Consider the following 23,970-nt stretch of genomic DNA (forward strand, 5'->3'; position numbering starts at 1 on the left):
ACCCTCGAAATTGTCACTTCAAACGAATGCCGAAATTACTTCCTCGAGGCCGGCTATGACCGAACCTAAAATCATCCCGCTCTAGAGCAGTTCACCGTTTCACGGAAACGGTAAAACTGCCGTCCGGCTCCCGGAATCAATAGCTCTGGGTCGAACGCCGCACCTTTGCGACCGCAGGCTGTGTTGCCTGCGCGGCTGGCTTTGGCGCTGCCGCAGGCTTGAGCGAGCCTTTCTTGAACGGTGCCATGCCCTCGCGCGCGAGTTCGTCGGCGCGCTCGTTTTCGGTATGGCCGGCGTGGCCCCTGACCCAGTTCCAGGTGACCTTGTGGCGCCTGTTGGCCTCGTCGAGCGCCTGCCAGAGTTCACCGTTCTTCACAGGCTTCTTGTCGGCGGTCTTCCAGCCGTTCCTCTTCCAGCCGTGGATCCACTTGGAAATGCCGTCCATGACATATTTGCTGTCGGTGTGAAGCTCGACCGAGCAAGGTTCCTTCAGCGCGTTCAGCGCCGAGATGGCGGCGAGAAGTTCCATGCGGTTGTTGGTCGTCTCGGCCTCGCCGCCGGAAAGCTCCCTGGTGGTGCCGTTGAAGCGCAGGATCGCGCCCCAGCCGCCGGGGCCGGGATTGCCCGAACAGGCGCCGTCGGTGAAAATCTCAACCTGTTTGATCATGACACCCCATATTCGGCCAATCCATATTCCGAAGGAGATCTGATGGCCCGGTGAAAACGCATCCTGCGGATATACTCGGTCGGATCGCGTTTCATCACCAGCCCGCCATTCGGAACAGTCAGCCAGTCGTACAGCCGGGTCAGCATGAAACGCAGCGCCGAACCGCGCGCCAGCATCGGCAGCGCCGCCTTCTCCTGGTCGCTTAGGGGACGCACGCTCTGATAGCCGGCAAGCAACGCCTTGCCCTTGGTGAGGTTGAAGGAAAAATCCTTCTCGAAGCACCAGGCATTGAGGCAGGTGGCGACATCGTAGGCATAAAGGTCGTCGCAGGCGAAATAGAAATCGATCAGGCCGGACAGCTTTTCGCCGAGGAAGAAGACGTTGTCCGGGAAAAGATCGGCATGGATGATGCCTTGCGGCAGGTCTTTCGGCCAGTTCCGCTCGAAATCGGCGAAGTCGGCATCGACCTCGGCCGCTAGGCCCGGCTCGACCTCGTCGGCGCGATCGCGCGCCGCATTCCAGAGCTTGCGCCAGCCGTCTATGGCCAGCGCATTCGGACGCGTCATCGAAAAATCGGCACCAGCCAGATGCAATTGCGCCAGCGCCTTGCCGACCTCGGCGCAATGCGTTGCTGTCGGCCGCCGCAGCGAAAGCCCTTCGAGGAAGGTGATGATGACCGCCGGCCGGCCCGCGAGCGTGCCGATGACGCTGCCGTCATCCGCGGTCACCGGCAGCGGGCAGGACACGCCTTTGTTGGCGAGATGGCTCATCAGCCCGAGGAAAAACGGCAGATCCGCCTTCTCGACGCGCTTTTCATAAAGCGTCAGGATGTAGGAGCCACTAGAGGTGTGCAGCAGGAAGTTCGAGTTCTCGGTGCCTTCGGCGATGCCCTTGTAGGACAGGAGCTCGCCGACCGGATAGTGCTTCAGGAACGCGCCAAGTTCGCCTTCCGCAACGTCGGTGTAGACCGCCATGTGCCCTACGCGGCTCCATTGACGAAGGCCATGTCGGCCCGCGTCAGTTCGACATCGCGCAGTACCCGCATGACCGGAAAATCCTCCGTTTCCGTGGCCGTGATGGCCAGGTCGATCGTCACATCGAAGCGTTGCCGGAACGCATCGATGATCTCGTCGACGATGATTTCGGGCGCCGACGCGCCGGCCGACAGGCCAAGCGTCGAAATGTTGGCGATGTCATTCCACGGAATCTCGGCGGCGCGCTGCACGAGAAGCGACATCGAGGCACCGGCACGTTCCGCGACTTCGACAAGGCGCCGCGAATTGGAGGAATTGGGCGCGCCGACGATCAAATAGAGATCGGCGCCGGCCGCGGTCTCCTTCACCGCCTCCTGGCGATTGGTGGTGGCGTAGCAGATCGATTCCGCCGCCGGCGCCTGCAGGGCTGGAAAGCGATCCTGCAGCGCGCGGATGATGCCGGCGGTGTCCTCGACCGACAGCGTGGTCTGGGTAACAAAGCCGAGCGCCCGCGGGTCGGCGGGCGCGAGCTTTGCCGCATCGGCTTCGGTCTCGATCAGCGTCACCGCGCCGTCCGGCAGCTGGCCCATGGTGCCGATCACCTCGGGATGTCCGGCATGACCGATCAAGAGCACATGCCTGCCAAGCCGCTGATGGCGCATTGCCTGCTTGTGGACCTTCGACACCAGCGGGCAGGTGGCATCGAGATAGAAAAGGTTGCGCGCCTGGGCATCCGCCGGCACCGACTTCGGCACGCCATGCGCCGAGAACACGACTGGCGACTGCCGGTGTTCGGCCGGGATCTCGGAGAGCTCCTCGATGAAGACGGCGCCAAGGCTTTGCAGTCCCTCGACGACGTAACGGTTGTGCACGATCTCGTGACGGACATAGACCGGCGCGCCATATTTCTTCAGCGCCAGCACGACGATCTGGATGGCACGGTCGACACCGGCGCAAAAACCGCGCGGCTGGCAAAGCCGGATCGTCAGGGGTGGTTTGGTCGTTGCTTGAAGCATGAATCCAGGCCGGTTGATCAGAGCCGAAATGAGGTGCCTACCCCCGCCCTGTCAAGGGCATCGGTAGAGAGAGGGGGCGTCGGGCGCGTTCATTCCTCTTTCGCGGAACGGCGAAGCCGCAGGATGAGCACGGCGGCGAGTGCCGCGGCAAGGCCATACCAGGTCATCGCATATTGCAGATGGCTGTTCGGCAGATCGATGATGGTGACGCCGCCAACCGGCAATCCGCCTGGATTTGGCGTCTTGTCGGCATCGATGAAGATCGGCACCGGCGCGGCGCCCGCCGGCAGCCCGGCGCTCGCCGCCATCGCGTCGCGGTCCTTCCAGTAGAAGATGTTCTTCGCCACATCATTGTCGGGAAGCATCATCGACGGCTTTGCCGGCAGCGGATTGCGGGCAAGCCCCGTGATCGTCACCCTGCCCGTCACCTGTCCCTTGGCGCGCTTGGCGGCATCCTTCAGCTCGTACGGTACGAAACCGCGATTGACCAGGACGAAGCGGCCATCGTCGAGGCCAAGCGGCGTATAGACGTTGAAGCCGGCTTCGCCTTCCCAGGTCGCGTAGAAATGCCGTTCGCCTTGATGCAGGAACGTGCCGGTGACGGTGACCGGCGTGTAGTCGACGTCGCCGGTGGCGGCGAATTCTTTCTCGATTTCGGCTAGCGGCCGTGGCGCTGAATGGGTGCGCTGGTCGATGGTCTGGAGAAGACCTTCCTTCCAGTACAGGCGCTGGACCTGCCAAGTGCCGAGCGCCAGCAGGATCAGGAACAGCGCCAGACCAAGGCCGAACAGCAATGCCGTCCGTGGCCGCGAGCGGCCACCGGCTTTGATGGACGCCTCGCTCATTCGCCGCGGTCCAGCCGCCCCTCGGCCGCCTTGTTGCGGTATTGCAGGGTAAGCAGGACGCCCTTGATCAGCCGCAGCGCCGTCAGGCACAACACGACAGCCAGCGGGATCCAGACCAGCAGATGCAGCCAGAGCGGCGGGCTCAGCGTGACTTCAACCCAGAGCGCCAGACCAACAATGAGGAAGCCGATGATCAGGATGACGAAAACCGCCGGTCCATCGCCGGCATCGGCGTAGGAATAGTCGAGGCCGCAATTGACGCAGCGCTTGCCGACGGTCAGGAAACCGGAAAACAGCCGCCCCTCGCCGCAGCGCGGGCAGCGGCCGTGCAGGCCGGCCGAAATCGGGTCAACCGGCGGCCAGATCGCCCTATCTTCACCCATTGAAGCGTCGTCGCTCATTGCTTACCGCTCGATCTCGATCGGTGTGCCATCGGCCACCATTGCCCAGATTTCGTCCATGTCGGAGTCCGTAACCGCAATGCGGCCGTCGGTCCAGTCGACCAATTGAAGCAGCTCGGCAACATCGTGAGCATGAATGCGCAGATGGCAGGGAATTGTCGGCCGCATCGTCCATCGATCGGCGATCATTGCGCCGGAAAGAAGAAGGCGGCCACGTCGCCGCGGCCGCCCCTCCCCAAATCGAAATCCTAAAAGCTAGATCAGTGGGCTTCGACCACCGCGCCGACCGATCCCCAGACGTAGATCGATGCGAACAGGAACAGCCAGACCACGTCGACGAAGTGCCAGTACCAGGCGGCCGCCTCGAAGCCGAAATGCTGCTTTGGGGTGAAATCACCCTTCATCGCCCGGATCAGGCAGACAGCCAGGAAGATGGTGCCGATGATGACATGGAAACCATGGAAGCCGGTCGCCATGAAGAAGGTGGCGCCATAGATAGAATCCTTGAAGGCGAACGGAGCGTGCATGTACTCATAAGCCTGCACCATGGTGAACAGCATGCCGAGGCCGACGGTCAGCACCAGCCCGTTGATCAGTCCCTTGCGGTCGCCATGGATGAGCGAATGGTGCGCCCAGGTAACGGTGGTACCCGACAGGAGCAGGATGACGGTGTTGTAGAGCGGCAAATGGAAGGGATCGAGAACCTCCATGCCCTTCGGCGGCCAGACGCCGCCGGTAAACGCGGTGCGGGCATATTGCTGGGCTTCGCCGGCGAAAAGGCTGGCGTCGAAATAGGCCCAGAACCAGGCAACGAAGAACATCACCTCCGAGGCGATGAACATGATCATGCCGTAGCGCAGATGGAGCGACACGACGCGCGTGTGATGGCCCTCATGCGCTTCCTTGATCGTGTCCGACCACCAGGCGAACATGGTGTAGAGGACGATCACGATGCCGATGAAGAACAGCCACGGATTGGCGATGTTGAAGCCGAAGATCGGGAAGCTGCCGCCCTTCAGGTACTCCATCAGGCAGACGCCGCCAAAAGCGGTTACGAGCGCTCCTACCGATCCCAGGAAAGGCCACGGGCTCGGATCGACGAGATGATAGTCATGCTGTGGTTTTGCGTGCGCGTCTGCCATATCAACCCCCGAGATTTGCTTCGGTATTCGAAATTGTCTTGCTATTGCCCTTGGCCGGCTCCGAGGAGGCGACCGGCTTGGTCTTCTCGACCGGGAACATCGTATAGGACAGGGTGATCGTCCTCACGTCCTTCAGTTCCGGCACGTTGACGATATCGGGGTCCACGTAGAACAGGACCGGCATGTCCAGGGTCTCGCCGGACTTCAGCGTCGTGTCGGTGAAGCAGAAGCACTCGACCTTGTTGAAGTAGGGCCCTGCCAGTTCCGGTTGCACATTGAAGGTGGCGCGGCCGGTCACGGGGCGATCGAACTTGTTGGTCGCCTTGTAGTGCGCTTGCACCGTCTCGCCGATCTTCATGGTCATAGAGCGCTGGACCGGCTGAAACTCCCAAGGCACGCCGGCGATGTTGGCATCGAAGCGGACTGTGATCTCCCGGTCGAGCACACGGCCGGCATACTGCTTCTCGGCACGTTGCGTCGTGCCGCCATAGCCTGTCGCCTGGCAGAACATCTTGTAGAGCGGCACCGCGGCATAGGCCATGCCGATCATGCCGGTGAAGAAGGCAAGGCAGACGGCTGCGACAACGACGTTGCCGTTCTTCCCGGCAGGCCTTTTGGACGTCTCGACGCTCATCACATCGTGCCTGACAGATTGTGGCCGAACTTCACGATCGTCGCGATATAGAAAATGACGACCAGCACAGCCAACGCCACGCCGATGGCGACCGAACGGTTGCGTCTGGCCTTCCTCTGCCGCTCGGTCAGCGTGACCAGTTCGAGCTTTTCTTCGATCATGGTCATGCTCCGCTCATGGCAAGCGCGCGCTCGACGACGCTGTCGGCCAGATAGGCAGCGAAGATGGCGAAGAGATATAGCAGCGAATAGGCGAACAGAGCCTTGGCCGGTTTCATGACTCGGTCGTCATCGGCCATGCCAAGCACTTTCCAGGCATACCAGACAAAGCCGACCCCGAGCAGCGCGGCGGCCACGCCATAGACCGGCGTGGTGTAGCCAAGCAGCCAGGGCAGCACACCGACGGGGGCCAGAACCAACGCGTAAGCGAAGATCTGGCGACGGGTCGAAGCGTGTCCGGCGACGTTCGGCATCATCGGGATACCGGCCTTGGCGTAGTCCTCGGACTTGAACAGCGCCAGAGCCCAGAAGTGCGGCGGCGTCCACAGGAAAATGATCAGGAACAAGACAATGCTTTCAAGACTGACCGTCCCGGTCGCCGCGGCCCAGCCGATCACCGGCGGAATGGCGCCCGCGGCACCGCCGATGACGATGTTCTGCGGCGTCCAGCGCTTCAGCCACATCGTGTAGACGACGGCATAGAAGAAAATGGTGAAGGCCAGCAGCGTTGCCGCCAGCCAGTTGACCAGCACGCCGAGCGTCATCACCGACAGCACCGACAGCACCAGACCGAAGCTCAGCGCCTCGTGCGGCTGGATGCGACCGGACGGCACCGGACGGCTGGCGGTCCTGGTCATCACCGCGTCGATGTCGGCGTCGTACCACATGTTGAGCGCGCCCGAGGCGCCAGCACCAATGGCAATAGCCAGGATGGCGATCACGGCCAGCAGCGGATTGATGGTCACGGGTGCCGCGACCATGCCGACAAAGGCGGTAAACACCACCAGCGACATGACACGCGGCTTCAGCAGGGCGAAGAAATCGCCCGCTGTTGCTTCCGACATGCGAAAGCCCGCTTCGTCAATCAATGGGTCGTCGACAAGGGCCATGCGTACTTAAGTCCATTATTCCGTTGGCCAAAACCGCCGGCGGACCGGCGGTTTCGTATTCGAGCGGGCAGCCGCCTTACTTGATCTTCGGCAGTTGTTCCCACTGGTGGAAAGGCGGCGGCGAAGGCAGTTGCCATTCGAGAGTCGTTGCACCCTCGCCCCACGGGTTGGCACCGGCGATCCGCTTCTTCTGGAAAGCCTCGAACACGCAATAGAGGAAGATCAGGACGCCGACGGCCGAGATATAGGAGCCGATGGACGACACGTAGTTCCAGCCGGCAAACGCGTCCGGATAGTCGATGGTGCGGCGCGGCATGCCGGCGAGGCCGAGGAAATGCTGCGGGAAGAAGATCAGGTTGACGCCGACGAAGGTGACCCAGAAGTGGGTGTTGGCGATGACCGGCGAGTACATGTAGCCGGTCATTTTCGGGAACCAGTAGTACCAGCCGGCGAAGATGGCGAACACCGCGCCCAGCGACAGCACATAGTGGAAGTGGGCAATGACGAAATAGGTGTCATGCAGCGAGCGGTCGAGGCCGGCATTGGCCAGCTGGACGCCGGTAACGCCACCGATGGTGAACAGGAAGATGAAGCCCAGCGCCCACAGCATCGGCGTCTTGAACGAGATCGACCCGCCCCACATCGTCGCGATCCAGGAGAAGATCTTCACGCCTGTCGGCACCGCGATGACCATGGTGGCGAAGACGAAATAGCGCTGCGTGTCGAGCGACAGGCCGGTCGTGTACATGTGGTGCGCCCAGACGATGAAGCCGACGGCGCCGATCGCCACCATGGCGTAGGCCATGCCGAGATAACCGAACACCGGCTTCTTCGAAAAAGTCGATATGACGTGGCTGATGATGCCGAAGCCCGGCAGGATCAGGATGTAGACTTCCGGGTGACCGAAGAACCAGAAAAGGTGCTGGAACAGGATCGGATCGCCGCCGCCATCGGGAGCAAAGAAGGTCGTGCCGAAATTGCGGTCGGTGAGCAGCATGGTGATGCCGCCGGCCAGAACCGGCAACGAGAGCAGCAGCAGGAAGGCGGTGATCAGCACCGACCAGGCAAACAGCGGCATCTTGTGCAGCGTCATGCCAGGCGCGCGCATGTTGAAGATGGTGGTGATGAAGTTGATGGCGCCAAGGATCGACGACGCACCGGCGATGTGGATCGACAGGATCGCCAGATCCATGGCGGGTCCGGGCTGACCCGAGGTCGACAGCGGCGGATAAAGCGTCCAGCCGCCACCGACGCCGAAGGCACCCGGCGCACTCGGCACGAACATCGAGGTGAGCAGCAGGATGAAAGCTGGCGGCAGCAGCCAGAAGGAGATGTTGTTCATGCGCGGGAACGCCATGTCGGGCGCGCCGATCATGATCGGCACCATCCAGTTGGCAAAACCGCCGATCAGCGCCGGCATGACCATGAAGAAGATCATGATCAGCGCGTGCGCGGTGGCGAATGCATTGTACATGCTCTTGCCGCCGTCGATCGCGGCGTCACCGTTCATGCCGTAGACCATCTGCGCCAGACCGCTGAATATCTGAATGCCCGGCTCCTGCAACTCCATGCGGATGGCGACAGACAAGGCACCGCCGATGATGCCGGCCATGATCGCGAAGATCAGGTAGAGCGTACCGATGTCCTTGTGGTTGGTCGAATAAACCCAGCGCACCCAGCCGTGATAAGGCTTGTGATCGTGCCCGTCGTGAGCTGCAGCGTCTGCCATGTTCCGCTCCGTTCCCTGATCTTTTCTGGCCGCGGCATCAGTTGCCGGCGGCTGCTACCTTGTTTTGGCCGTCGACCTCGGCCATCAGCGTCTTGTTGGCGCCGGGCAGATCCGTCTTGGCTGCCGCCAGCCAGGTCTTGAACTGCTCATCCGAGACGACGCGGATTGCAATCGGCATGAACGCATGGTCCTTGCCGCAGAGCTGCGAGCATTGGCCGTAATAGAGGCCTTCCTTCTCCGCCTTGAACCAGGTCTCGTTGGTGCGGCCCGGAATGGCGTCGATCTTGATGCCGAACGACGGCATGGCAAAGGAGTGGATGACGTCGGTCGCGGTGACAAGCACGCGGGTCATGGTGTTGACCGGCACCACCATCTCGTTGTCGACGGCCAGCAGGCGCGGATATTCGTTGCGGTCCTCCTTGCCGGCGGCGGTGCGGTCGGTGTCCTGGAGGATCGCGGAGTTGAAGGAGAGCGTGTTCTCGGTCTGGTACTCGTAGTCCCAGTTCCACTGGTTGCCGGTCGCCTTGACGGTCAGCTTTGCTTCTTCCGGCGGCGTATATTGCGCGGTCAGCAGCTGGAACGAGGGAATGGCGAGGCAGAGCAGAACGACGACCGGGCCGACAGTCCAGATCACCTCGATCAGCGTGTTGTGGCTGGTCTTGGACGGGACCGGGTTCGCACTCGCGCGGAATCTCACGATGCAATAGGCGAGGAGAAGCAGCACCAGGATGGTAATCGGGACGATGAACCACATCGTGTAATTTCCGAACCACTCGATCTGCCGCATCATGTCCGTCGCCGGCGCCTGGAAGGTTGTCTCCCAGTTTTTTGGCTGGTCGGCATGGGCGGATGTGCCGGCGAAAAACGTGATAGCGGCACAAGCACTTAGAAGCTTGTCACTTGCTGGAAACTTGGCGTTTGCCAGGAAATTTCTCATCGCCCTCATCGTCTCCCAGTTCCTCGCAGCTGTAGCCACGAGAATAACGAACAACGCCGGGACGGGAATCCCGACTGTCTCAAGTTGGTTCAAACCATACTCTTTTTCCCTCCGCAAGAAAGGAGCGGGCAAAACCGTGCGGCATTTTTGCGCGCAAGCCCGGATGCGCCTTTGAAGGCAACGGCGGCGGCCCCGAATCGCCTATGTTGGGCCAACGGTTGCATTCCTGCGGGCCGCTCGTACCGGGCGTCGCAATTCGGGCGAATTTGGCAGGGAAAAGCGCCGGATTGGCCTTTTCAGGGCAGACCGGTTGCGGTCTCATCCTTTACTTGGCTTTGGCGCGGCTTAAAGTGCCGTGATTCGCAATGGAGCCGTCATGAACTCTTGGCTTTCGAGAACCTTGGCGAAGGTCATCTTTCTCGCCGCCTTGTCCACGACGGGCCTGCCCGGCACGGCCACTGCCGCGCAGCCGAGCGGCACCGTCCGCTCGACGCACGGTGCATGGTCGATCATTTGCGACACGCCAGCTGGCGCCACGTCGGAACAATGCGTGATGATGCAGAACGTCGTCGCCGAGGATCGTCCGGAGATGGGGCTGTCGGTCGTCGTGCTGCGCACCGCCGACAACAAGGCGGAGATCCTGCGCGTGCTGGCGCCGCTCGGCGTGCTTTTGCCCAACGGGCTCGGCCTCAATGTCGACGGCAAGGATATCGGCCGCGCCTATTTCGTGCGCTGCTTCCAGGACGGCTGCTATGCCGAGGTCATTCTCGAAAAGCCGCTGCTCGACACGCTAAAGACCGGCACGTCGGCCACCTTCATCGTCTTCCAGACCCCGGAAGAAGGCATCGGCATCCCCGTCGATCTCAAGGGCTTCGCCGACGGTTTCGCCGCCCTGCCCTGACAGCTTAGCACTCGCTGGAAACCCAGCTCTGCAACTGGGATTCAATGGCTAGCGACATCAAGGACTTCATCAACCAGAAGTGACGTCGAGAAGCTGTCGGCGGAACGCATTTGTCTTCGCAATGCGACGGGACGATTGTCTCGACGCGCCTTCGCGCCTACATCGTGGCAAAGACCCATTCCTCCTGTGAACGGACGCGCCATGAACAGCCTGATCGGCCAATTCGACATTTCAGACGATCGCATCAAGCAGATCGTCGCCGAGACCATCAATGGTGCCGACGACGGCGAACTGTTTCTCGAATACAGCGAAAGCGAAGCGCTGATGTTCGACAATGGCCGGCTGAAGACCGCCAACTTCAACACCGACCAGGGGTTTGGCCTGCGTGCCGTCGCCGGCGAAGCCAGCGGTTACGCGCATTCCAGCGATCTTTCCGAGGCCTCGCTGCTGCGCGCGGCCGACGCCGTTTCAACCGTCAAGAGTGGTTATTCCGGCACGCTTGCCGCCGCACCCGCCCGCACCAACCGCCATCTCTATGGCGACGAGAACCCGATCCCCTCGCCCACCTTCGAGGCTAAGGCCAAACTGCTGCAGGAAATCGACGCCTGGCTGCGCGCCGAGGATCCGCGCGTGCGCCAGGTTTCGGCCTCGCTTGCCGCCTCCTGGCAGCATGTCGAGATCGTGCGCGCCGACGGCCATGTGGTGCGCGATATCAGGCCGCTGGTCCGCATCAACGTCTCTGTCGTGGTCGGCAATGGCGACCGCCAGGAGAGCGGCTCCTACGGCATGGGCGGTCGCAAGGCCTTTGGCGAATTCCTGGTCGAGGACAGCTGGAAGCACGCCGCCAAGGAGGCGCTCAGGCAAGCCCTGGTCAATCTCGAGGCGATACCAGCGCCGGCCGGCACCTTCGACATCGTGTTGTCCAGCGGCTGGCCGGGCGTCATGCTGCACGAGGCCGTCGGCCATGGGCTGGAGGGCGACTTCAACCGCAAGAAGACTTCAGCCTTCGCCGGCCTGCTGGGCCAGCAGGTCGCCGCCAAAGGTGTCACCGTCGTTGACGACGGCACCATGCCCGAGCGGCGCGGTTCGCTGACGGTCGATGACGAAGGCACGCCTTCGGCCCGCAACGTGCTGATCGAGGACGGCAAGCTGGTCGGCTATATGCAGGATCGCCAAAACGCCCGGCTGATGGGCATGAAGGCAACCGGCAACGGCCGGCGCGAAGGCTATGCCCACCAGCCGATGCCACGCATGACCAACACCTATATGACGGCGGGCGACATGGAGCCGGACGAAATCATCGCTTCGGTCAAGAACGGCATCTATGCCGTCTCCTTCGGCGGCGGCCAGGTCGACATCACGTCGGGAAAATTCGTGTTCGGTTGCACCGAGGCCTACATGATCGAGAACGGCAAGGTAACGCAGCCGATCAAGGGCGCCATGCTGATCGGCAACGGCCCGGATGCCATGCACCGCGTTTCGATGATCGGCAACGACATGAAGCTCGACACCGGCATCGGCATGTGCGGCAAGGCCGGACAGGGCGTGCCGGTCGGCGTCGGCCAGCCACATCTGCGCATGAATCAGATGACGGTCGGCGGCACCAGGGTCTGATGCGATGGCCACTGGAGAAAAGTCCGTTGCCTCCAATTCAACCGACGATCAGGTCACACGGCCTGCTCCGGTCTTTCCCCCAACGCGACCGGAGGATGTGTTCGGGTCGCTGCCCAACAGAGGCAAGTCGAAAACACTGAGAGAAATGGAAACGGGCGTGCTCGCGGAAGCACGGCGTCGCCAAACCAGCGAATGATCTACCGTCGCCGTTTCGGCTTCTCCAGCAGCGCCACCGCCTCGACATGTGGCGACCACAGAAACTGGTCGATCGGCGTCACGCTTTTCAAGGTGTAGCCGCCGTCGATGAGGATGCGCAAATCCCTGGCGAGCGTCACCGGATTGCAGGACACCGCGGCAACGTAGGGAACATCCGAACGGGCGATCTGCTTCGACTGGTCCTCGGCGCCCGCCCGTGGGGGGTCGAACACCAAGCCGTCGAAGGCATTCAATTCCTTGAATGTCAGCGGTCGGCGGAACAGGTCGCGGCGTTCGCCCGTCACCCGCTTCAGCCCGGTCGCGAAGCGCGATCCTCGGTCGAGTGCCGAAAGGGACGCCGCATCACCTTCCACCGCATGGACTTCCGATTTGGTCGCTAGCCGCAAGGCAAAGCTGCCGCAACCGGCGAAAAGATCCGCTACCTTCTTGGCACGCTTCAGATGTCCGCCGACGATATCGGCCATCGCCTGTTCGGCGGCCTCGGTCGCCTGCAGGAAGGCGCCCGGTGGAATGGCGACGGCCACGCCGCCGAACTTAACCACCGGCTTTTTGGGTTCGATGACGATCTCGTCGTCGATCGAAAGCCGGGCAAATCCCCGGGCCATGACGAAGTTGGAGGCGACCCGACGTTGGTTCTCGCCCAGTTTGCCTGACTCATAGACCGCGACATCGAGCCCCGAACCGGTCACGGTGACCGCCATGCGGAACGATTTGGTGGTGGCGCAGACCAATTCAGCGAGTGCCTTCAAGCGATCGAACGCGGCGACGATCTCCGGCAGCGAGATCGGGCATTCCTCGATGGAGATGATCTCCGGCGACAGATGCCGATAGAAGCCGAGCAGCATGCCCGTGTCGGTGCGCCGGGCGGCAAGCACGACACGGCGGCGGGTGTGCGGCGCGCAGGCGACCAGTTCGCCGATCTCACAATCGATGCCTTTGCCCTTCAGGGCGTGCACCACCTTTTCGCGTTTCCACTGGCGATAGGCTTCGGCTTCGAAATGCTGGAGGGCGCAGCCGCCGCATTCGGTGAAATGGCGGCAGGCGGGATCGATGCGCAGCGGCGAGGCTTCCAGCACCGCCATCAGCATGGCGCGATCCCTTTCGCGCGCGGCGGTGACCGTTTCGCCGGGCAGTGTGAAGGGGATGAACAGATCGCCTGTCTCGGTCTCGGCGATGCCGTCGCCCTGGGCGCCAAGTTTCCTGATGCTGAAGCGCGCGCTCATCGATCCTTGATCCCACCGAGCAGGAATTCGCGATTGCCGTCGCCGCCCTCGATCGGCGACAAATGCAGCCCGAGCGCGCGCCAGCCGGGAACGGCGTCCAGCCAATCCTGCAGCAGGCCGGCGACACGGGAGGCATTGTAGGGATCTTTCAACAGACCACCCTTGCCGATCGCTTCGCGACCAGCCTCGAATTGCGGCTTGACCAGAAACATGGCCTTGGCGCCAGCTTTCGCAAGGCCAAGCGCCGGCGGCATCGCCAGCTTCAACGATATGAAGCTGACATCGGAAACGATGAAATCCGGAATACGACCGCCAAGATCGGCGACGGTGAGATCGCGTGCGTTCAGACCTTCGATCACCGTCACACGCGGATCTCCCCCGACATCAGGGTGCACCTGACCATGCCCGACATCGATGGCGGTGACGTGGGCAGCGCCGCGCTCCAGCAGAACCTGGGTGAAGCCGCCGGTCGAGGCTCCGATGTCGAGTGCCTCACAGCCGGCGGGATCGAGGCCGAAATGGTCGAGCCCGCCGATCAGCTTGAGCGCCGCGCGCGACACATAGCCTTGCGCCGGATCATCGATGGCGATGAGACATTGCGGCGAAACGCTCTGACCGGGCTTGCGGGCAAGGACGCCGTCGACAGTCACCGTGCCGCGTTCGACCGCGTCGCGGGCACGCGAGCGGCTGGCAAACAGCCCGCGCTGGACGAGCAAGTCGTCGAGCCGCTGGCGTGCGCTGGCTGGCAGAGGTGAAGTCATCGGCCTTCATGGCGAAAGCGGACGACGATGGCAAGGGCACTAGCCCGGCATCGACGGGAAGCATTTCGTCTCCCATCCCTACCACCATGCCCAGCATTGGGCTTGAGACGACGGCGAGTATTTCTGTCACGCCCACCATTCTTTGAAAACTACACGCGGTGGCGCGCGTGGTTGCCGAAGCACCAGGCGTCGCCGTTTTGCGGACCACTGTCCCGAGTTCCAGAAATCTCATGGATCGTTAACCTATTTTTGTCGCATTTGCTTGAGGACTTAAATGTTATGACTGCGACAGCCCGCAAAACGGAATGAAGAGGCGGCAACCTTGGAAATGGCCAGCGATATCGTCTACAAGGTGCTTGATCGGATTTCCGGTGCTGGCCTGCTGGCGACCGGACTTCTGTTGCTGACCGCTTTGCTCAGCGCTCTCGTCGCCTATTGGCGCACGGTCGAGAAAAAGAGCTGGAAAGAATTCTTCGAGTTCGCGATCCCGCACGAGGTGATCACTCATCCCTCGGCTAGGGCTGACCTTTTGTTCTGGGTGACGAGGAAGGCCCTGATGCCATTCCTCATGCTGCCTGCCGGCATCGTCTTCGTCAGCGCCGTCGGCTATGCGACGAACTGGCTGCTCTCGACGCTCCTGGCGATCCAGCCGCCCCTTGTGGAGGGCCCGGCAGGGCCAGTGACGGTGACCATCTTCACCATCACCATGCTGCTCGCCTACGACATTTCGTACTATCTCTATCACGTCGCCCAGCACCGCTATCCGGTGCTCTGGGAACTGCACAAGGTGCACCATTCGGCCGAGGTGATGGTCGGCATCACCAAGGATCGCGTCCACCCGCTCGACGAATTGATGAACCGGGCCTGGGATGGCGTCATTCCCGGCATCTGCTTCGGCATCTGGTCGCTGGTCGCGTTGAACCTCGTCGAACTGACGATCTTCGGCGTCAACGTCTACATCATACGCAACATCCTGATGATGGATTTCGTCAGGCACACGCATTTCAAGATCTCGTTTGGGCCGTTGAACAACCTGATCTTGTGTCCGCACTGGCATCAGTTGCACCACAGCACGGACCCGCGTCATTACGACAAGAACTTCGGGCTCCTCTTCTCGTTCTGGGACCGGCTGTTCGGAACTCTATGCGTCCCCAGACCGGACGAGGATTTCAAGTTCGGGTTGATCGAACGCAACGCGCGCGACTATCAGTCGCTCGCAGGCCTCTATATCCTGCCGCTGAAGCGGATGTGGCGGCAGATCGCCAGACACTTCCGCACCGACAAGCCCGAGCCACGGCAATTGCCGCAAAGGGGCGAGCCTTGAACGGGCCTGTCGTGTGCCGGCTGCCGCGAACGCACCGGATCGAGGTCGCGACCTCGGCCGCGCGCCTGGCGGAAATAGCGCCCGCCTGGACGGCGCTCTGGCAACGCGCCGGCGGCCTCGTTTTCCAGCATCCGGACTGGATCTCGGCCTGGTGGCGCACGACGCCGCATCAGGACCGGCGCGGCCTCAGGATCGGGTTGGTCTGGAGCGACGAGCGGCTCGTGGCCGTCATTCCGCTCGCGACCTTCAAGCGCTCCGGCATCCGCATCCTAGAATGGGCGGCGAAGGATCACTGCGACTATGGCGATGTCTTGCTCGCCCCCGACTGCGATCCGCAGATCCTGCCGGAGCTCTGGCAACGCATTCTCGACGATGGCGGCTTCGACCTCGTCTATTTGAATCGTTTGTTGCCGGATGCCCGGTTCCAAGCCCTGCTCGATCCCGCCGTCCCAGGCCGCGGCACGATCCTGCAGCCAAACCACCGCAGCGAGATCAGCTATCGTGTCGTTGGCACCTGGCAAGACGGCGCGCAATGGTTCGAAAGCCAATCGAAAAAAACCCGGCAAAACTATCGCCGTGGCCACAAATTCATGGAGGAAGGCGGCGCGCTGCGCTTCCGGCTGATGGATGCGCACGAAGACCGCGAGCCGGTGCTCGAGCGCGTCGCGGCGCTGAAGCGGCTATGGTTGGCAAAGCACGGCCGCGCGTCGGACCTCTTCGACGAAGGCTCCACAGCTCTGGCGGCACTGGTCTCCGTCCTGGCCGGGCTCGGATTGCTGCGCATCTTCGTGCTCGAACGCGACGATGCGATCATCGCCGTCTCGATCAATTTCGAGCAGCATGGAACGATGATGGCTTTCGTCACGACCTATGACCCGGCCTTCGAGCGAGCCTCACCGGGCATGGTCTTGATGATGGATTATATCCAGTGGTCGCTAGACCAGGGCTTGACCACGGTCGACTTTCTCTGCGGCGGCGAGGATTTCAAGCGCCGCTTTTCGACGCATTCGGTGACCTTGTCGTCGGTGATGGGCGGGCGGAGCCTGCGCGGGCGCCTCGCTGCCTTGGCCGACCGGGCCCACCACGCCACAAAATCATGGCGCTCGGAGAAACCGTCGAAACGAGCGGAACTGGCGGAGGAGTAACGCCGGCATGGCGGCTGGGACAATGAAAAGGCATCGGCCGGAAACCGATGCCGATCATACCTTGCTAAGCGGCTCCCAGGCTTACTGGTCTCATTGGAACTTAGAATTAGAATATGGTTCGGGAAACCTGCCGTTCCACGGCGGGCGACAGACCGTCATCCGGCTTGCCCGTGGCTTCCTCGAGTGGGCGTTCGGTCACGGCCGCCGGCGCTACGCCCGGCACGACCACAAGCTGCGGCACCTGCTTGTAGGAAAAGCCGCCGCGAATATCGCCCATCTTGCCGGCGACAATGCCCATGGCCGCCTTTTCGAGGCTGCGATCATAGCGCGTCTCGGCGGCGGCCGGCGCGACGATGACGGCGCAAAGCGCTACGCCGCACAGAAGCGTTTTCATTTGTCGTCTCCCTGCCTGATCAACGATCTAGCAGGGCGTCGTTGAAAAACGGCCAAGAGACACGGTAAGCGAAAAGCCAAATTGCAGCGTAAACAATGGGTTAAGGTCGCGGTTCGGCTAACTTATTCGTTGAGGCTTTGATTCAGGCGCGCTGAGCGCGAACTGTATGACCGAGCGCGACGAACACGGTGCGCACGATGCCGGCCGCGTCTAGCCCGGCATCGGCGTACATCTTTTCCGGCTTGGCGTGGTCGGTGAACGCGTCGGGCAGCACCAGCGGACGCACCTTCAGGCCGCTTTCCAGCAGACCTTCATGGGCGAGGAACTGCAGCACGTGGCTGGCGAAGCCGCCGACGGCGCCCTCCTCCACCGTCACCAGAACCTCATGCGAGCGGGCCAGCCGCCGGATCAGATCCTCATCGAGCGGCTTGGCGAAACGGGCATCGGCGACCGTGGTGGAAAGTCCGGCGGCACCTAATTCCTCGGCGGCGATCAGACAATCCTGCAGCCGCGTGCCGAAGGACAGCAGCGCCACCTTGGTGCCCTCCCTGACGATGCGGCCCTTGCCGATTTCGAGAACCGAGCCACGCTCCGGCATGTCGACGCCGATGCCGTTGCCGCGCGGATACCGGAAGGCGATCGGGCCCTCATCATAGCTCGCCGCGGTCCGTACCATGTGGCGCAGTTCCGCCTCGTCGGCCGCCGCCATGACGACGAAACCCGGCAAGGTCGCCAGGAAAGTGGTGTCGAAGGCGCCGCAATGGGTCGCGCCATCGGCGCCGACGAATCCGGCGCGGTCGATGGGAAAGCGCACCGGCAATTTCTGGATGGCGACGTCGTGGACGACCTGGTCGTAGGCACGCTGCAGGAAGGTCGAATAGATCGCCGCGAACGGCTTGTAGCCTTCGGTGGCAAGGCCGGCGGCGAAAGTCACCGCGTGCTGTTCGGCGATGCCGACATCGAATGTCCGCGACGGAAACGCTTCGCCGAACAGGTCGAGGCCGGTGCCGCTCGGCATGGCGGCGGTGACGGCGACGATGCGGTCGTCCTCGCGGCCTTCCTGAACCAGGCTTTCTGCGAACACCTTGGTGTAGGCAGGCGCGTTGGCCGGCGCCTTGGCCTGCGCGCCGGTGATGACATCGAACTTATTGACGCCGTGATATTTGTCGGCGGCGGCTTCCGCCGGTGCGTAGCCCTTGCCCTTCTGGGTGACGACATGGATCAGCACCGGGCCTTCGCCATTGTCGCGGACATTTTTCAGGACCGGGATCAGATGCTCCAGATTGTGACCGTCGATCGGGCCGATGTGATAGAAACCGAGCTCCTCGAACAGCGTGCCGCCGGTGACGTAACCGCGTGCATGCTCGACCGCCCTTGTGATCGCACGGTCGGCGCGCTTGCCGAGATAGGACGTCAGTTTCTTGCCGAAGTCGCGCAGGCCGATATAGGCCTTGCCCGAGGCCAGACGCGCCAGATAGGCACTCATCGCGCCGGTCGGCGGCGCAATCGACATGTCGTTGTCGTTGAGGATGACGATGAGCCGCGCATCGAGCGCGCCGGCATTGTTCATCGCCTCATAGGCCATGCCGGCAGACATCGCACCGTCGCCGATGACGGCGATGACATTGTTGCGGCCGCCGGAGAGATCGCGGGCAGCGGCCATGCCGAGGCCAGCCGAAATCGATGTCGAGGAGTGGGCGGCGCCGAAGGGATCGTACTCGCTCTCGGCGCGGCGGGTGAAGCCCGACAGGCCGCCTTCCTGGCGCAATGTGCGGATGCGGTCACGGCGGCCGGTCAGGATCTTGTGGGGATAGGCCTGGTGGCCGACATCCCAGATCAGCCGGTCATCGGGGGTGTTGAAGACATAGTGCAGCGCCACCGTCAGCTCGACCACGCCAAGGCCGGCGCCAAGATGGCCGCCGGTGTGAGAGACGGCGTCGATCAACTCGGCGCGAAGCTCGGCTGCCAATTGCGGCAGCTCGCTTTCGGCAAGCGTGCGCAGGTCGGCCGGGATGCGGACCTTGTCGAGAAGCGGCGTATGCGGCGTTGCGTTCACGGGTGCCCAGGCTTTCTGTTCATTGGCGAAATAGGCCGCCGGCCGGAGAATGTAAATGCATGTCAGTGACGCGGATCAGGCCGTGGTTTTTGTTTTGATGCACGCCGTTCGCCCAAAACCGGGGCCACCTTTAGGCGACACGCATCAGCTTTCCGGCAACGGAATGAACTCTTCCTCATCGCCAGGAACAATATCGAAGCGTCCCGTCTTCCATTCCTGCTTGGCCTGCTCGATGCGTTCCTTCGACGATGAGACGAAGTTCCACCAGATGTAGCGCTGCGAGCCGAGCGAAGCGCCGCCGAACAGCATGAAATGCGCGCCGGTCCGCGACGATACGACGATCTCGTCACCGGGCCGAAACACCAGCAGCCGTTCGGCCGGGAAAATGTCGCCCGAAATCGAGACCTCTCCTTCCAGTGTGTAGATGGCGCGTTCTTCCGCATCGGCCGGGATCTTCACGCCGGCGCCTGGCGCAAGGCGCAGGTCGGCATAAAGCGTCTCGGAGTCGGCCCTGACCGGGGACCGCAATCCCTGGAAATCACCTATGACGATGCGCCCGCTGACGCCTTCGGCGTCGATCTCGGGCAGCCGTAGTGCCGCGGTGTTCTCGAAAACCGGGGCTACTTCTTCCTTGCCGTCCGGCAGCGCCAACCAGGTCTGCAAGCCGGAAATCGACATCGGTGCGCCGCGCAGTTCTTCGGGGGTGCGCTCGGAATGGACGATGCCGCGGCCGGCGGTCATCAGGTTTACGTCACCGGGCTGGATGACCATTTCGGTGCCGAGTGAATCGCGATGCCTGATCCTGCCGTCGAACAGATAGGTGACCGTCGACAGGCCGATATGCGGATGCGGACGGACATCGAGCGCCTGCCCGGCGCGCAGGATAGCCGGGCCCATCCGGTCGAAGAAGATGAACGGTCCAACCAACCGCCTCTTGGCGGTCGGCAGGGCGCGGCGCACCTGAAAACCGCCAATGTCCTTGGCATTCGGGATGACCATAAGCTCGATCTGGTCGCTGGCGAAGGCGTCGCCGACTTCAGGGTCTTTCCCCGGGAAAAAGCTCATGAACTCTCCTCGTCAGCGCCAGAGGCAGCCTGGACGTATCAGGCAAACCGGATCGCCGATTTCGCCCTTAGTTTGGCCGCCACTTCTTCGCGATTGCGCGGATGCTGATGGGTTTCGAGTGAATCAAGCAGTTCGCGCGCCGATGCCGCGATGGCTTCGACCGCGTGGTCGAAGGCATGCTGATTCTGCTTCGAAGGCCGCGTCGTTCCGCTCAGCTTGCGGACGAACTGAAGTGCCGCGTCGCGGACTTCGTCGTTGGTAGCGGGCGGATCAAAATTGAACAGGGTCTTGATGTTTCTGCACATCGCTTCCGTATCTCCTCTTGTCCTGGAGCGCTTTCAATCGGGACGCGTTCTATCCTCGATCATGATCATGTCCAAAAGCCGGTGAGGCAAGACCACCGTTCGGACCGCCTCAATCCGCGTCAAGCGGCTCCGTTCCGACCGGCTTGCCATCGCGCGACAGCCTGATCTTCTCGACCTTGTCCTCGGCGGCCTTCAGCAGCCGGTCGCAATGCGCTTTCAGTGCCTCGCCGCGCTCATAGATCTTAATCGACTGGTCGAGCGGCACGTCGCCACGCTCAAGATCATCGACGATCTTTTCGAGTGCGTCGAGTGCCTGTTCGAAGCTCATCGCCTTGACATCTTCGTTGGTCTCACCGGCCATCATTCATCCTTTCATCAGTCGCCCGACATGGGCGGCGACCGAAAATGCCAATCCCTGCAGATCGTAGCCACCCTCGAGCAGGCTTACGAGCCGGTTGCCGCTGTGACGCGCGGCGCGCTGCATCAGCTGGCCGGTCGCCCAGTCGAAATCGTCCTCGGTCAGGTTGATCTCGGCCAGCGGATCGCGGTGATGCGCGTCGAACCCGGCCGAAATGATGATCAGATCGGGCGCGAAATTGTCGAGCGCCGGCAGCACGCGCGACAGGAAGGCATCGCGAAACACCTCGCTGCCGGTCTGCGGCGCCAGCGGTACGTTGACGATGTTGCCGGCGCCGGTTTCGTTCTTCGCGCCGGTGCCGGGGTAGAGCGGCATCTGGTGCGTCGAGCAATAGAGCACCGACGGATCGTCCCAGAAAATATCCTGCGTGCCGTTGCCGTGATGCACGTCCCAGTCGACGACGGCAACCCGCTCGACACCATGCTTCTTCTGCGCATAACGCGCCGCGATCGCCGCGGTGTTGAACAGACAAAAACCCATCGACGTGGTTTTTTCGGCATGGTGGCCGGGCGGCCGAGCGGCTACGAAGACATTGTCGGCGCGGCCTGCAAAGACGTCGTCGACGGCGGCGTTGGCCGCACCGATCGCGGTGATCGCCGCCTGCCAGCTCTTCGGGCTGGCGGTGGTGTCGGCGTCGATGCGGGCGATTCCCTCGTCGGGAATGGCGGCGCGCACGCGGGCGACGAAATCGGCGGGATGGGCATAGAGGATGGTGGCCTCGTCGCCTTCCGGCGCCTGGATACGATCGAGCGCGGCAAAAGCTTCGTCGTCCAGCACGCGCTCGATGGCGCGCAGGCGGTCCGGCCGCTCGGGATGGCCGGGCGGCGTGAGGTGCTCAAGGAAGACTGGATGGGTATAGAGACGGGTAGCCATCGTCCTAATCTAGTGACCCGGATCGACAAAGGCCATGCACGGGCGGCCGATGATTGGGGAAAATCGCGCCTGCGTCCATTCGCGTCGCTGCAGGCATTGGCGTCGTCCGCGCTTCGGAGTAAGGTCGGTGGCACTGCCTGGTGCCCGCCGCAAGCGGGAGAATCGGGAACACGGTTGAACTCCGTGGCGTGCCCAACGCTGTAAGGGGGACCGCGCCGGTATGTGCCACTGTCGATGACGGGAAGGCACCGGACGCGGGTTGATCCCAAGCCAGAAGACCGGCCTGGCAGGCATCGTCATCCGCATGGTCAGGCGGATGGCATTGATTGCAATCGCAAGGGGACAAGCGATGCCGGAAACCATGACCGTTCTTGTTGGCGACGGATTTGAGCAGAATGCGCGCGATGCGGTGTATCGCGCCATGTTCACGCGGCGTGATGTGCGCAGCCACTTCCTGCCCACCGCGCTCGACGATGAGGTGCTGGCGCGGCTGCTGCTTGCCGCTCATCACGCGCCGTCGGTCGGCTTCATGCAGCCTTGGAATTTCATCGTCATTCGCGATGCCGAACGACGGGAAAAGGTGCGCGACCTGTTCCTGGCGGCGCGCGAGCAGGAATTGCCGGCCATCGAGGAAGAGCGCCAGGCGCTCTACCGCAAACTCAAGCTGGAAGGCATTTGCGAAAGCGCGCTCAACATCTGCATCACTTGCGACCGGCAGCGCTCGGAAGGTTCGCCGCTGGGACGCTGGCACAATCCGGAGATGGACCTCTACAGCACGGTCTGCGCGGTGCAGAATTTCTGGTTGGCGGCGCGCGCCGAAGGCGTCGGTGTCGGCTGGGTCAGCATCATCGAGGCGCAAGCGCTGAAAGGCCTGCTGTCAATTCCGGAGCATGTGACCCCGGTCGCCTATCTCTGCGTCGGCCGTGTCTCGGAGTTCGCGCCAAAGCCGGACCTTGAAACGCATGGCTGGGGACGGCGGCTGCCGTTGCCGGAACTGATCATGAGCGAGGTTTTTTCCGGGCAAGGTGAAGCGTTGCTCAAATCGACCGTGGCGCGCCTCAACACCGTTGCTGCCACGCCGGCGAGCCTCGCCGATCAGCTTGTCGCGCCGGCCGTGCCCCAACGCGAGCCGCCGAAGGAGGCCAGCGCCTTATCCTTAAGCTCCCTGAACTTCGACGACGCCTCGGCCAGCCGGGCGTCCCAGTCGGGATCGGGCACCTGGCCGGCGATGGTCTTGAAATAGACCTGCATCAGGCAGGCGATGGCGAAGGGTTCGATGAACGCCGCCTTGAAAGCCCAGGCGAAGACGATGGCGAGCACGAAGGCCCAGCCGGCGAGTTGGCCGGGCATCAGGAAGAGAATGGCGCCGGCAGGCGCCAGCATCAGCAGGAAGATGACGAAGGACACGCCCCACATGATGACCGCCAGCCAGACGGCGTTCTTGACCATGACCTTGCCGTTCTGGGCATAGAGCACGACGCCCTGGCGCGCCGTCTCGAACGGCGAGGACGAATTGATGCGGATGTTGTAGCCGAGGATGATCTCGTCGACATAGGTCAGGGACAGGCGGATCACCGTGTTGATGAAGGAGATCAAGCCGCCCAGGCCCGGGATCGGCAGGAAGGCGGCGATGCCGCCGATGAGGCCGGTGATGGCGCGGATGGCGCCCTTGACCAGTTGGTCGACGACGAAAAGGATGTTGGCCTCCGCGAAACGCTGGGTGACGATATCCTTGGCGTAGGCGATCTGGTCCTGGCCGCCGGGAATGTCACGGCCGTCGATCAGATGGACCATGACGGCGATGTGGCCGGCCTTGACGACATAGAGGATGTATTCGCGGATCCAGTAGACGGCGATCGAGACGATGCCGAAACCGACCACCCCGCCCCACAAGGCAAAGGACATCGGCCCGTCGGGATCGGTGGAGATGTGGCCGACGCCATAGCCGACGCTAGCGCCCGTGCCGGTCGCCATGATGTAGGCCAGCGTGATGCCGAAATAGACGATCATGCGAAAGACAATGAACGGCCAGGTCCGCATCATTATGGACACCGACCCGCCGATATCGAAATCCCACATGCCCCGAATCTCCCCCTCAGAGGTGGTGAAAGAGGATGGACCCAACCCGGCGATTGTCAATTGCCGGGTTGGCGCCCGGGCAACGAACTCGGGTTAACGGGTTTCCTTCGCAGCCTTCGCCGGCGCGTTGGCTGACGGAGCAT

25 protein-coding genes, 2 pseudogenes and 1 riboswitch are annotated in these 23,970 nt (G+C 62.5%); of the genes and pseudogenes, 6 read left to right on the forward strand and 21 right to left on the reverse strand.

From position 1 onward, the window contains the following. Positions 1-136 precede the first annotated feature (136 nt). The 12 genes and pseudogenes from rnhA to coxB form a co-directional block, all read right to left on the reverse strand. A complete protein-coding gene (gene rnhA, locus NKG99_RS19815; RefSeq protein ID WP_352870325.1) occupies positions 137-667 on the reverse strand; it encodes a ribonuclease HI in 531 nt (176 codons plus the stop codon). After that, positions 664-1,641 (reverse strand): homoserine kinase, encoded by a 978-nt coding sequence (locus tag NKG99_RS19820; RefSeq protein ID WP_352870326.1) that lies wholly within the window; start codon positions 1,639-1,641, stop codon positions 664-666. The genes rnhA and NKG99_RS19820 overlap by 4 nt, the downstream gene beginning before the upstream one ends. Before the next feature lie 5 nt (positions 1,642-1,646). After that, on the reverse strand, positions 1,647-2,657 hold the full coding sequence (gene ispH, locus NKG99_RS19825; RefSeq protein ID WP_352870327.1) for a 4-hydroxy-3-methylbut-2-enyl diphosphate reductase: 1,011 nt from the start codon (positions 2,655-2,657) through the stop codon (positions 1,647-1,649). Between the two features lie 89 nt (positions 2,658-2,746). Further along, complete coding sequence (locus tag NKG99_RS19830; RefSeq protein WP_352870328.1) at positions 2,747-3,502, reverse strand: SURF1 family protein; 756 nt, start codon at positions 3,500-3,502, stop codon at positions 2,747-2,749. Then, positions 3,499-3,885, reverse strand: coding sequence for a DUF983 domain-containing protein (locus NKG99_RS19835; protein ID WP_352870403.1), 387 nt, complete (start codon positions 3,883-3,885; stop codon positions 3,499-3,501). The genes NKG99_RS19830 and NKG99_RS19835 overlap by 4 nt, the downstream gene beginning before the upstream one ends. Positions 3,886-3,906: 21 nt before the next feature. Beyond that, positions 3,907-4,017: pseudogene (locus NKG99_RS19840) on the reverse strand (L,D-transpeptidase family protein); the annotation flags it as partial. A 146-nt stretch (positions 4,018-4,163) separates the two neighbouring features. Then, positions 4,164-5,045 (reverse strand): cytochrome c oxidase subunit 3, encoded by an 882-nt coding sequence (locus tag NKG99_RS19845; protein WP_352870329.1) that lies wholly within the window; start codon positions 5,043-5,045, stop codon positions 4,164-4,166. 1 nt (position 5,046) lies between these two features. After that, positions 5,047-5,679: a cytochrome c oxidase assembly protein gene (locus NKG99_RS19850; protein ID WP_352870330.1), complete on the reverse strand. Its 633-nt coding sequence runs from the start codon at positions 5,677-5,679 to the stop codon at positions 5,047-5,049. Continuing rightward, the gene (locus tag NKG99_RS19855) at positions 5,679-5,846 is read right to left on the reverse strand and encodes a cytochrome c oxidase system small membrane protein (protein ID WP_023759130.1); all 168 of its coding nucleotides are present in this window, start codon (positions 5,844-5,846) and stop codon (positions 5,679-5,681) included. The genes NKG99_RS19850 and NKG99_RS19855 overlap by 1 nt, the downstream gene beginning before the upstream one ends. After that, positions 5,843-6,787, reverse strand: coding sequence for a heme o synthase (locus tag NKG99_RS19860; protein ID WP_352870331.1), 945 nt, complete (start codon positions 6,785-6,787; stop codon positions 5,843-5,845). The genes NKG99_RS19855 and NKG99_RS19860 overlap by 4 nt, the downstream gene beginning before the upstream one ends. Before the next feature lie 76 nt (positions 6,788-6,863). Beyond that, a complete protein-coding gene (gene ctaD / locus NKG99_RS19865) occupies positions 6,864-8,516 on the reverse strand; it encodes a cytochrome c oxidase subunit I (RefSeq protein WP_023759128.1) in 1,653 nt (550 codons plus the stop codon). A 37-nt stretch (positions 8,517-8,553) separates the two neighbouring features. Continuing rightward, a complete protein-coding gene (coxB, locus tag NKG99_RS19870; protein WP_352870404.1) occupies positions 8,554-9,387 on the reverse strand; it encodes a cytochrome c oxidase subunit II in 834 nt (277 codons plus the stop codon). Between coxB and NKG99_RS19875 the strand changes: the two genes are divergently transcribed. The 3 genes from NKG99_RS19875 to tldD all read left to right on the forward strand — a co-directional run bounded on the left by NKG99_RS19875 (position 9,305) and on the right by tldD (position 11,968). Beyond that, entirely contained in the window at positions 9,305-9,628 is a 324-nt protein-coding gene (locus NKG99_RS19875) for a hypothetical protein (RefSeq protein WP_352870413.1), read from the forward strand. The genes coxB and NKG99_RS19875 overlap by 83 nt on opposite strands. Positions 9,629-9,829: 201 nt before the next feature. Next, the gene (locus tag NKG99_RS19880) at positions 9,830-10,354 is read left to right on the forward strand and encodes an invasion associated locus B family protein (RefSeq protein WP_352870332.1); all 525 of its coding nucleotides are present in this window, start codon (positions 9,830-9,832) and stop codon (positions 10,352-10,354) included. Positions 10,355-10,555: 201 nt separating this feature from the next. Continuing rightward, positions 10,556-11,968 (forward strand): metalloprotease TldD, encoded by a 1,413-nt coding sequence (gene tldD, locus NKG99_RS19885; RefSeq protein ID WP_352870333.1) that lies wholly within the window; start codon positions 10,556-10,558, stop codon positions 11,966-11,968. Between the two features lie 197 nt (positions 11,969-12,165). Here tldD and NKG99_RS19890 read toward each other — a convergent pair whose 3' ends face one another. Both NKG99_RS19890 and NKG99_RS19895 read right to left on the reverse strand, forming a co-directional pair. After that, positions 12,166-13,407: a class I SAM-dependent RNA methyltransferase gene (locus tag NKG99_RS19890; protein WP_352870334.1), complete on the reverse strand. Its 1,242-nt coding sequence runs from the start codon at positions 13,405-13,407 to the stop codon at positions 12,166-12,168. Next, entirely contained in the window at positions 13,404-14,168 is a 765-nt protein-coding gene (locus NKG99_RS19895) for a TlyA family RNA methyltransferase (protein ID WP_352870335.1), read from the reverse strand. The genes NKG99_RS19890 and NKG99_RS19895 overlap by 4 nt, the downstream gene beginning before the upstream one ends. Positions 14,169-14,496: 328 nt before the next feature. On the opposite strand from NKG99_RS19895, the gene NKG99_RS19900 reads away from it, so the two are divergent. Both NKG99_RS19900 and NKG99_RS19905 read left to right on the forward strand, forming a co-directional pair. Beyond that, the gene (locus tag NKG99_RS19900) at positions 14,497-15,492 is read left to right on the forward strand and encodes a sterol desaturase family protein (RefSeq protein ID WP_352870336.1); all 996 of its coding nucleotides are present in this window, start codon (positions 14,497-14,499) and stop codon (positions 15,490-15,492) included. After that, positions 15,489-16,637, forward strand: coding sequence for a GNAT family N-acetyltransferase (locus NKG99_RS19905; RefSeq protein ID WP_352870337.1), 1,149 nt, complete (start codon positions 15,489-15,491; stop codon positions 16,635-16,637). The genes NKG99_RS19900 and NKG99_RS19905 overlap by 4 nt, the downstream gene beginning before the upstream one ends. Before the next feature lie 106 nt (positions 16,638-16,743). Here the strand turns inward: NKG99_RS19905 and NKG99_RS19910 are convergent, their stop codons facing one another. From NKG99_RS19910 to NKG99_RS19935, 6 genes are all read right to left on the reverse strand, one after another. Next, positions 16,744-17,031, reverse strand: a complete 288-nt coding sequence (locus NKG99_RS19910) for a hypothetical protein (RefSeq protein ID WP_352870338.1) — start codon at positions 17,029-17,031, stop codon at positions 16,744-16,746. A gap of 142 nt (positions 17,032-17,173) precedes the next feature. Beyond that, positions 17,174-19,087, reverse strand: a complete 1,914-nt coding sequence (gene dxs / locus NKG99_RS19915) for a 1-deoxy-D-xylulose-5-phosphate synthase (RefSeq protein WP_352870339.1) — start codon at positions 19,085-19,087, stop codon at positions 17,174-17,176. Positions 19,088-19,231: 144 nt separating this feature from the next. Beyond that, a complete protein-coding gene (locus NKG99_RS19920) occupies positions 19,232-20,152 on the reverse strand; it encodes a pirin family protein (protein ID WP_352870340.1) in 921 nt (306 codons plus the stop codon). A 38-nt stretch (positions 20,153-20,190) separates the two neighbouring features. Next, positions 20,191-20,457, reverse strand: a complete 267-nt coding sequence (locus tag NKG99_RS19925; RefSeq protein WP_023759114.1) for a DUF2277 domain-containing protein — start codon at positions 20,455-20,457, stop codon at positions 20,191-20,193. A 109-nt stretch (positions 20,458-20,566) separates the two neighbouring features. Continuing rightward, positions 20,567-20,818, reverse strand: a complete 252-nt coding sequence (locus tag NKG99_RS19930; RefSeq protein ID WP_027046614.1) for an exodeoxyribonuclease VII small subunit — start codon at positions 20,816-20,818, stop codon at positions 20,567-20,569. Between the two features lie 3 nt (positions 20,819-20,821). Beyond that, on the reverse strand, positions 20,822-21,748 hold the full coding sequence (locus NKG99_RS19935) for a histone deacetylase family protein (RefSeq protein ID WP_352870341.1): 927 nt from the start codon (positions 21,746-21,748) through the stop codon (positions 20,822-20,824). Between the two features lie 121 nt (positions 21,749-21,869). Next, positions 21,870-22,049, forward strand: a riboswitch (cobalamin riboswitch). A 60-nt stretch (positions 22,050-22,109) separates the two neighbouring features. Between NKG99_RS19935 and bluB the strand changes: the two are divergent. After that, positions 22,110-22,727: pseudogene (bluB, locus tag NKG99_RS19940) on the forward strand (5,6-dimethylbenzimidazole synthase); the annotation flags it as partial. Positions 22,728-22,843: 116 nt separating this feature from the next. Here bluB and NKG99_RS19945 read toward each other — a convergent pair. Next, a complete protein-coding gene (locus NKG99_RS19945; protein ID WP_352870342.1) occupies positions 22,844-23,827 on the reverse strand; it encodes a hypothetical protein in 984 nt (327 codons plus the stop codon). Positions 23,828-23,970 lie beyond the last annotated feature (143 nt).

The organism is Mesorhizobium sp. M1409, from assembly GCF_040317535.1.
Taxonomy (GTDB): domain Bacteria; phylum Pseudomonadota; class Alphaproteobacteria; order Rhizobiales; family Rhizobiaceae; genus Mesorhizobium.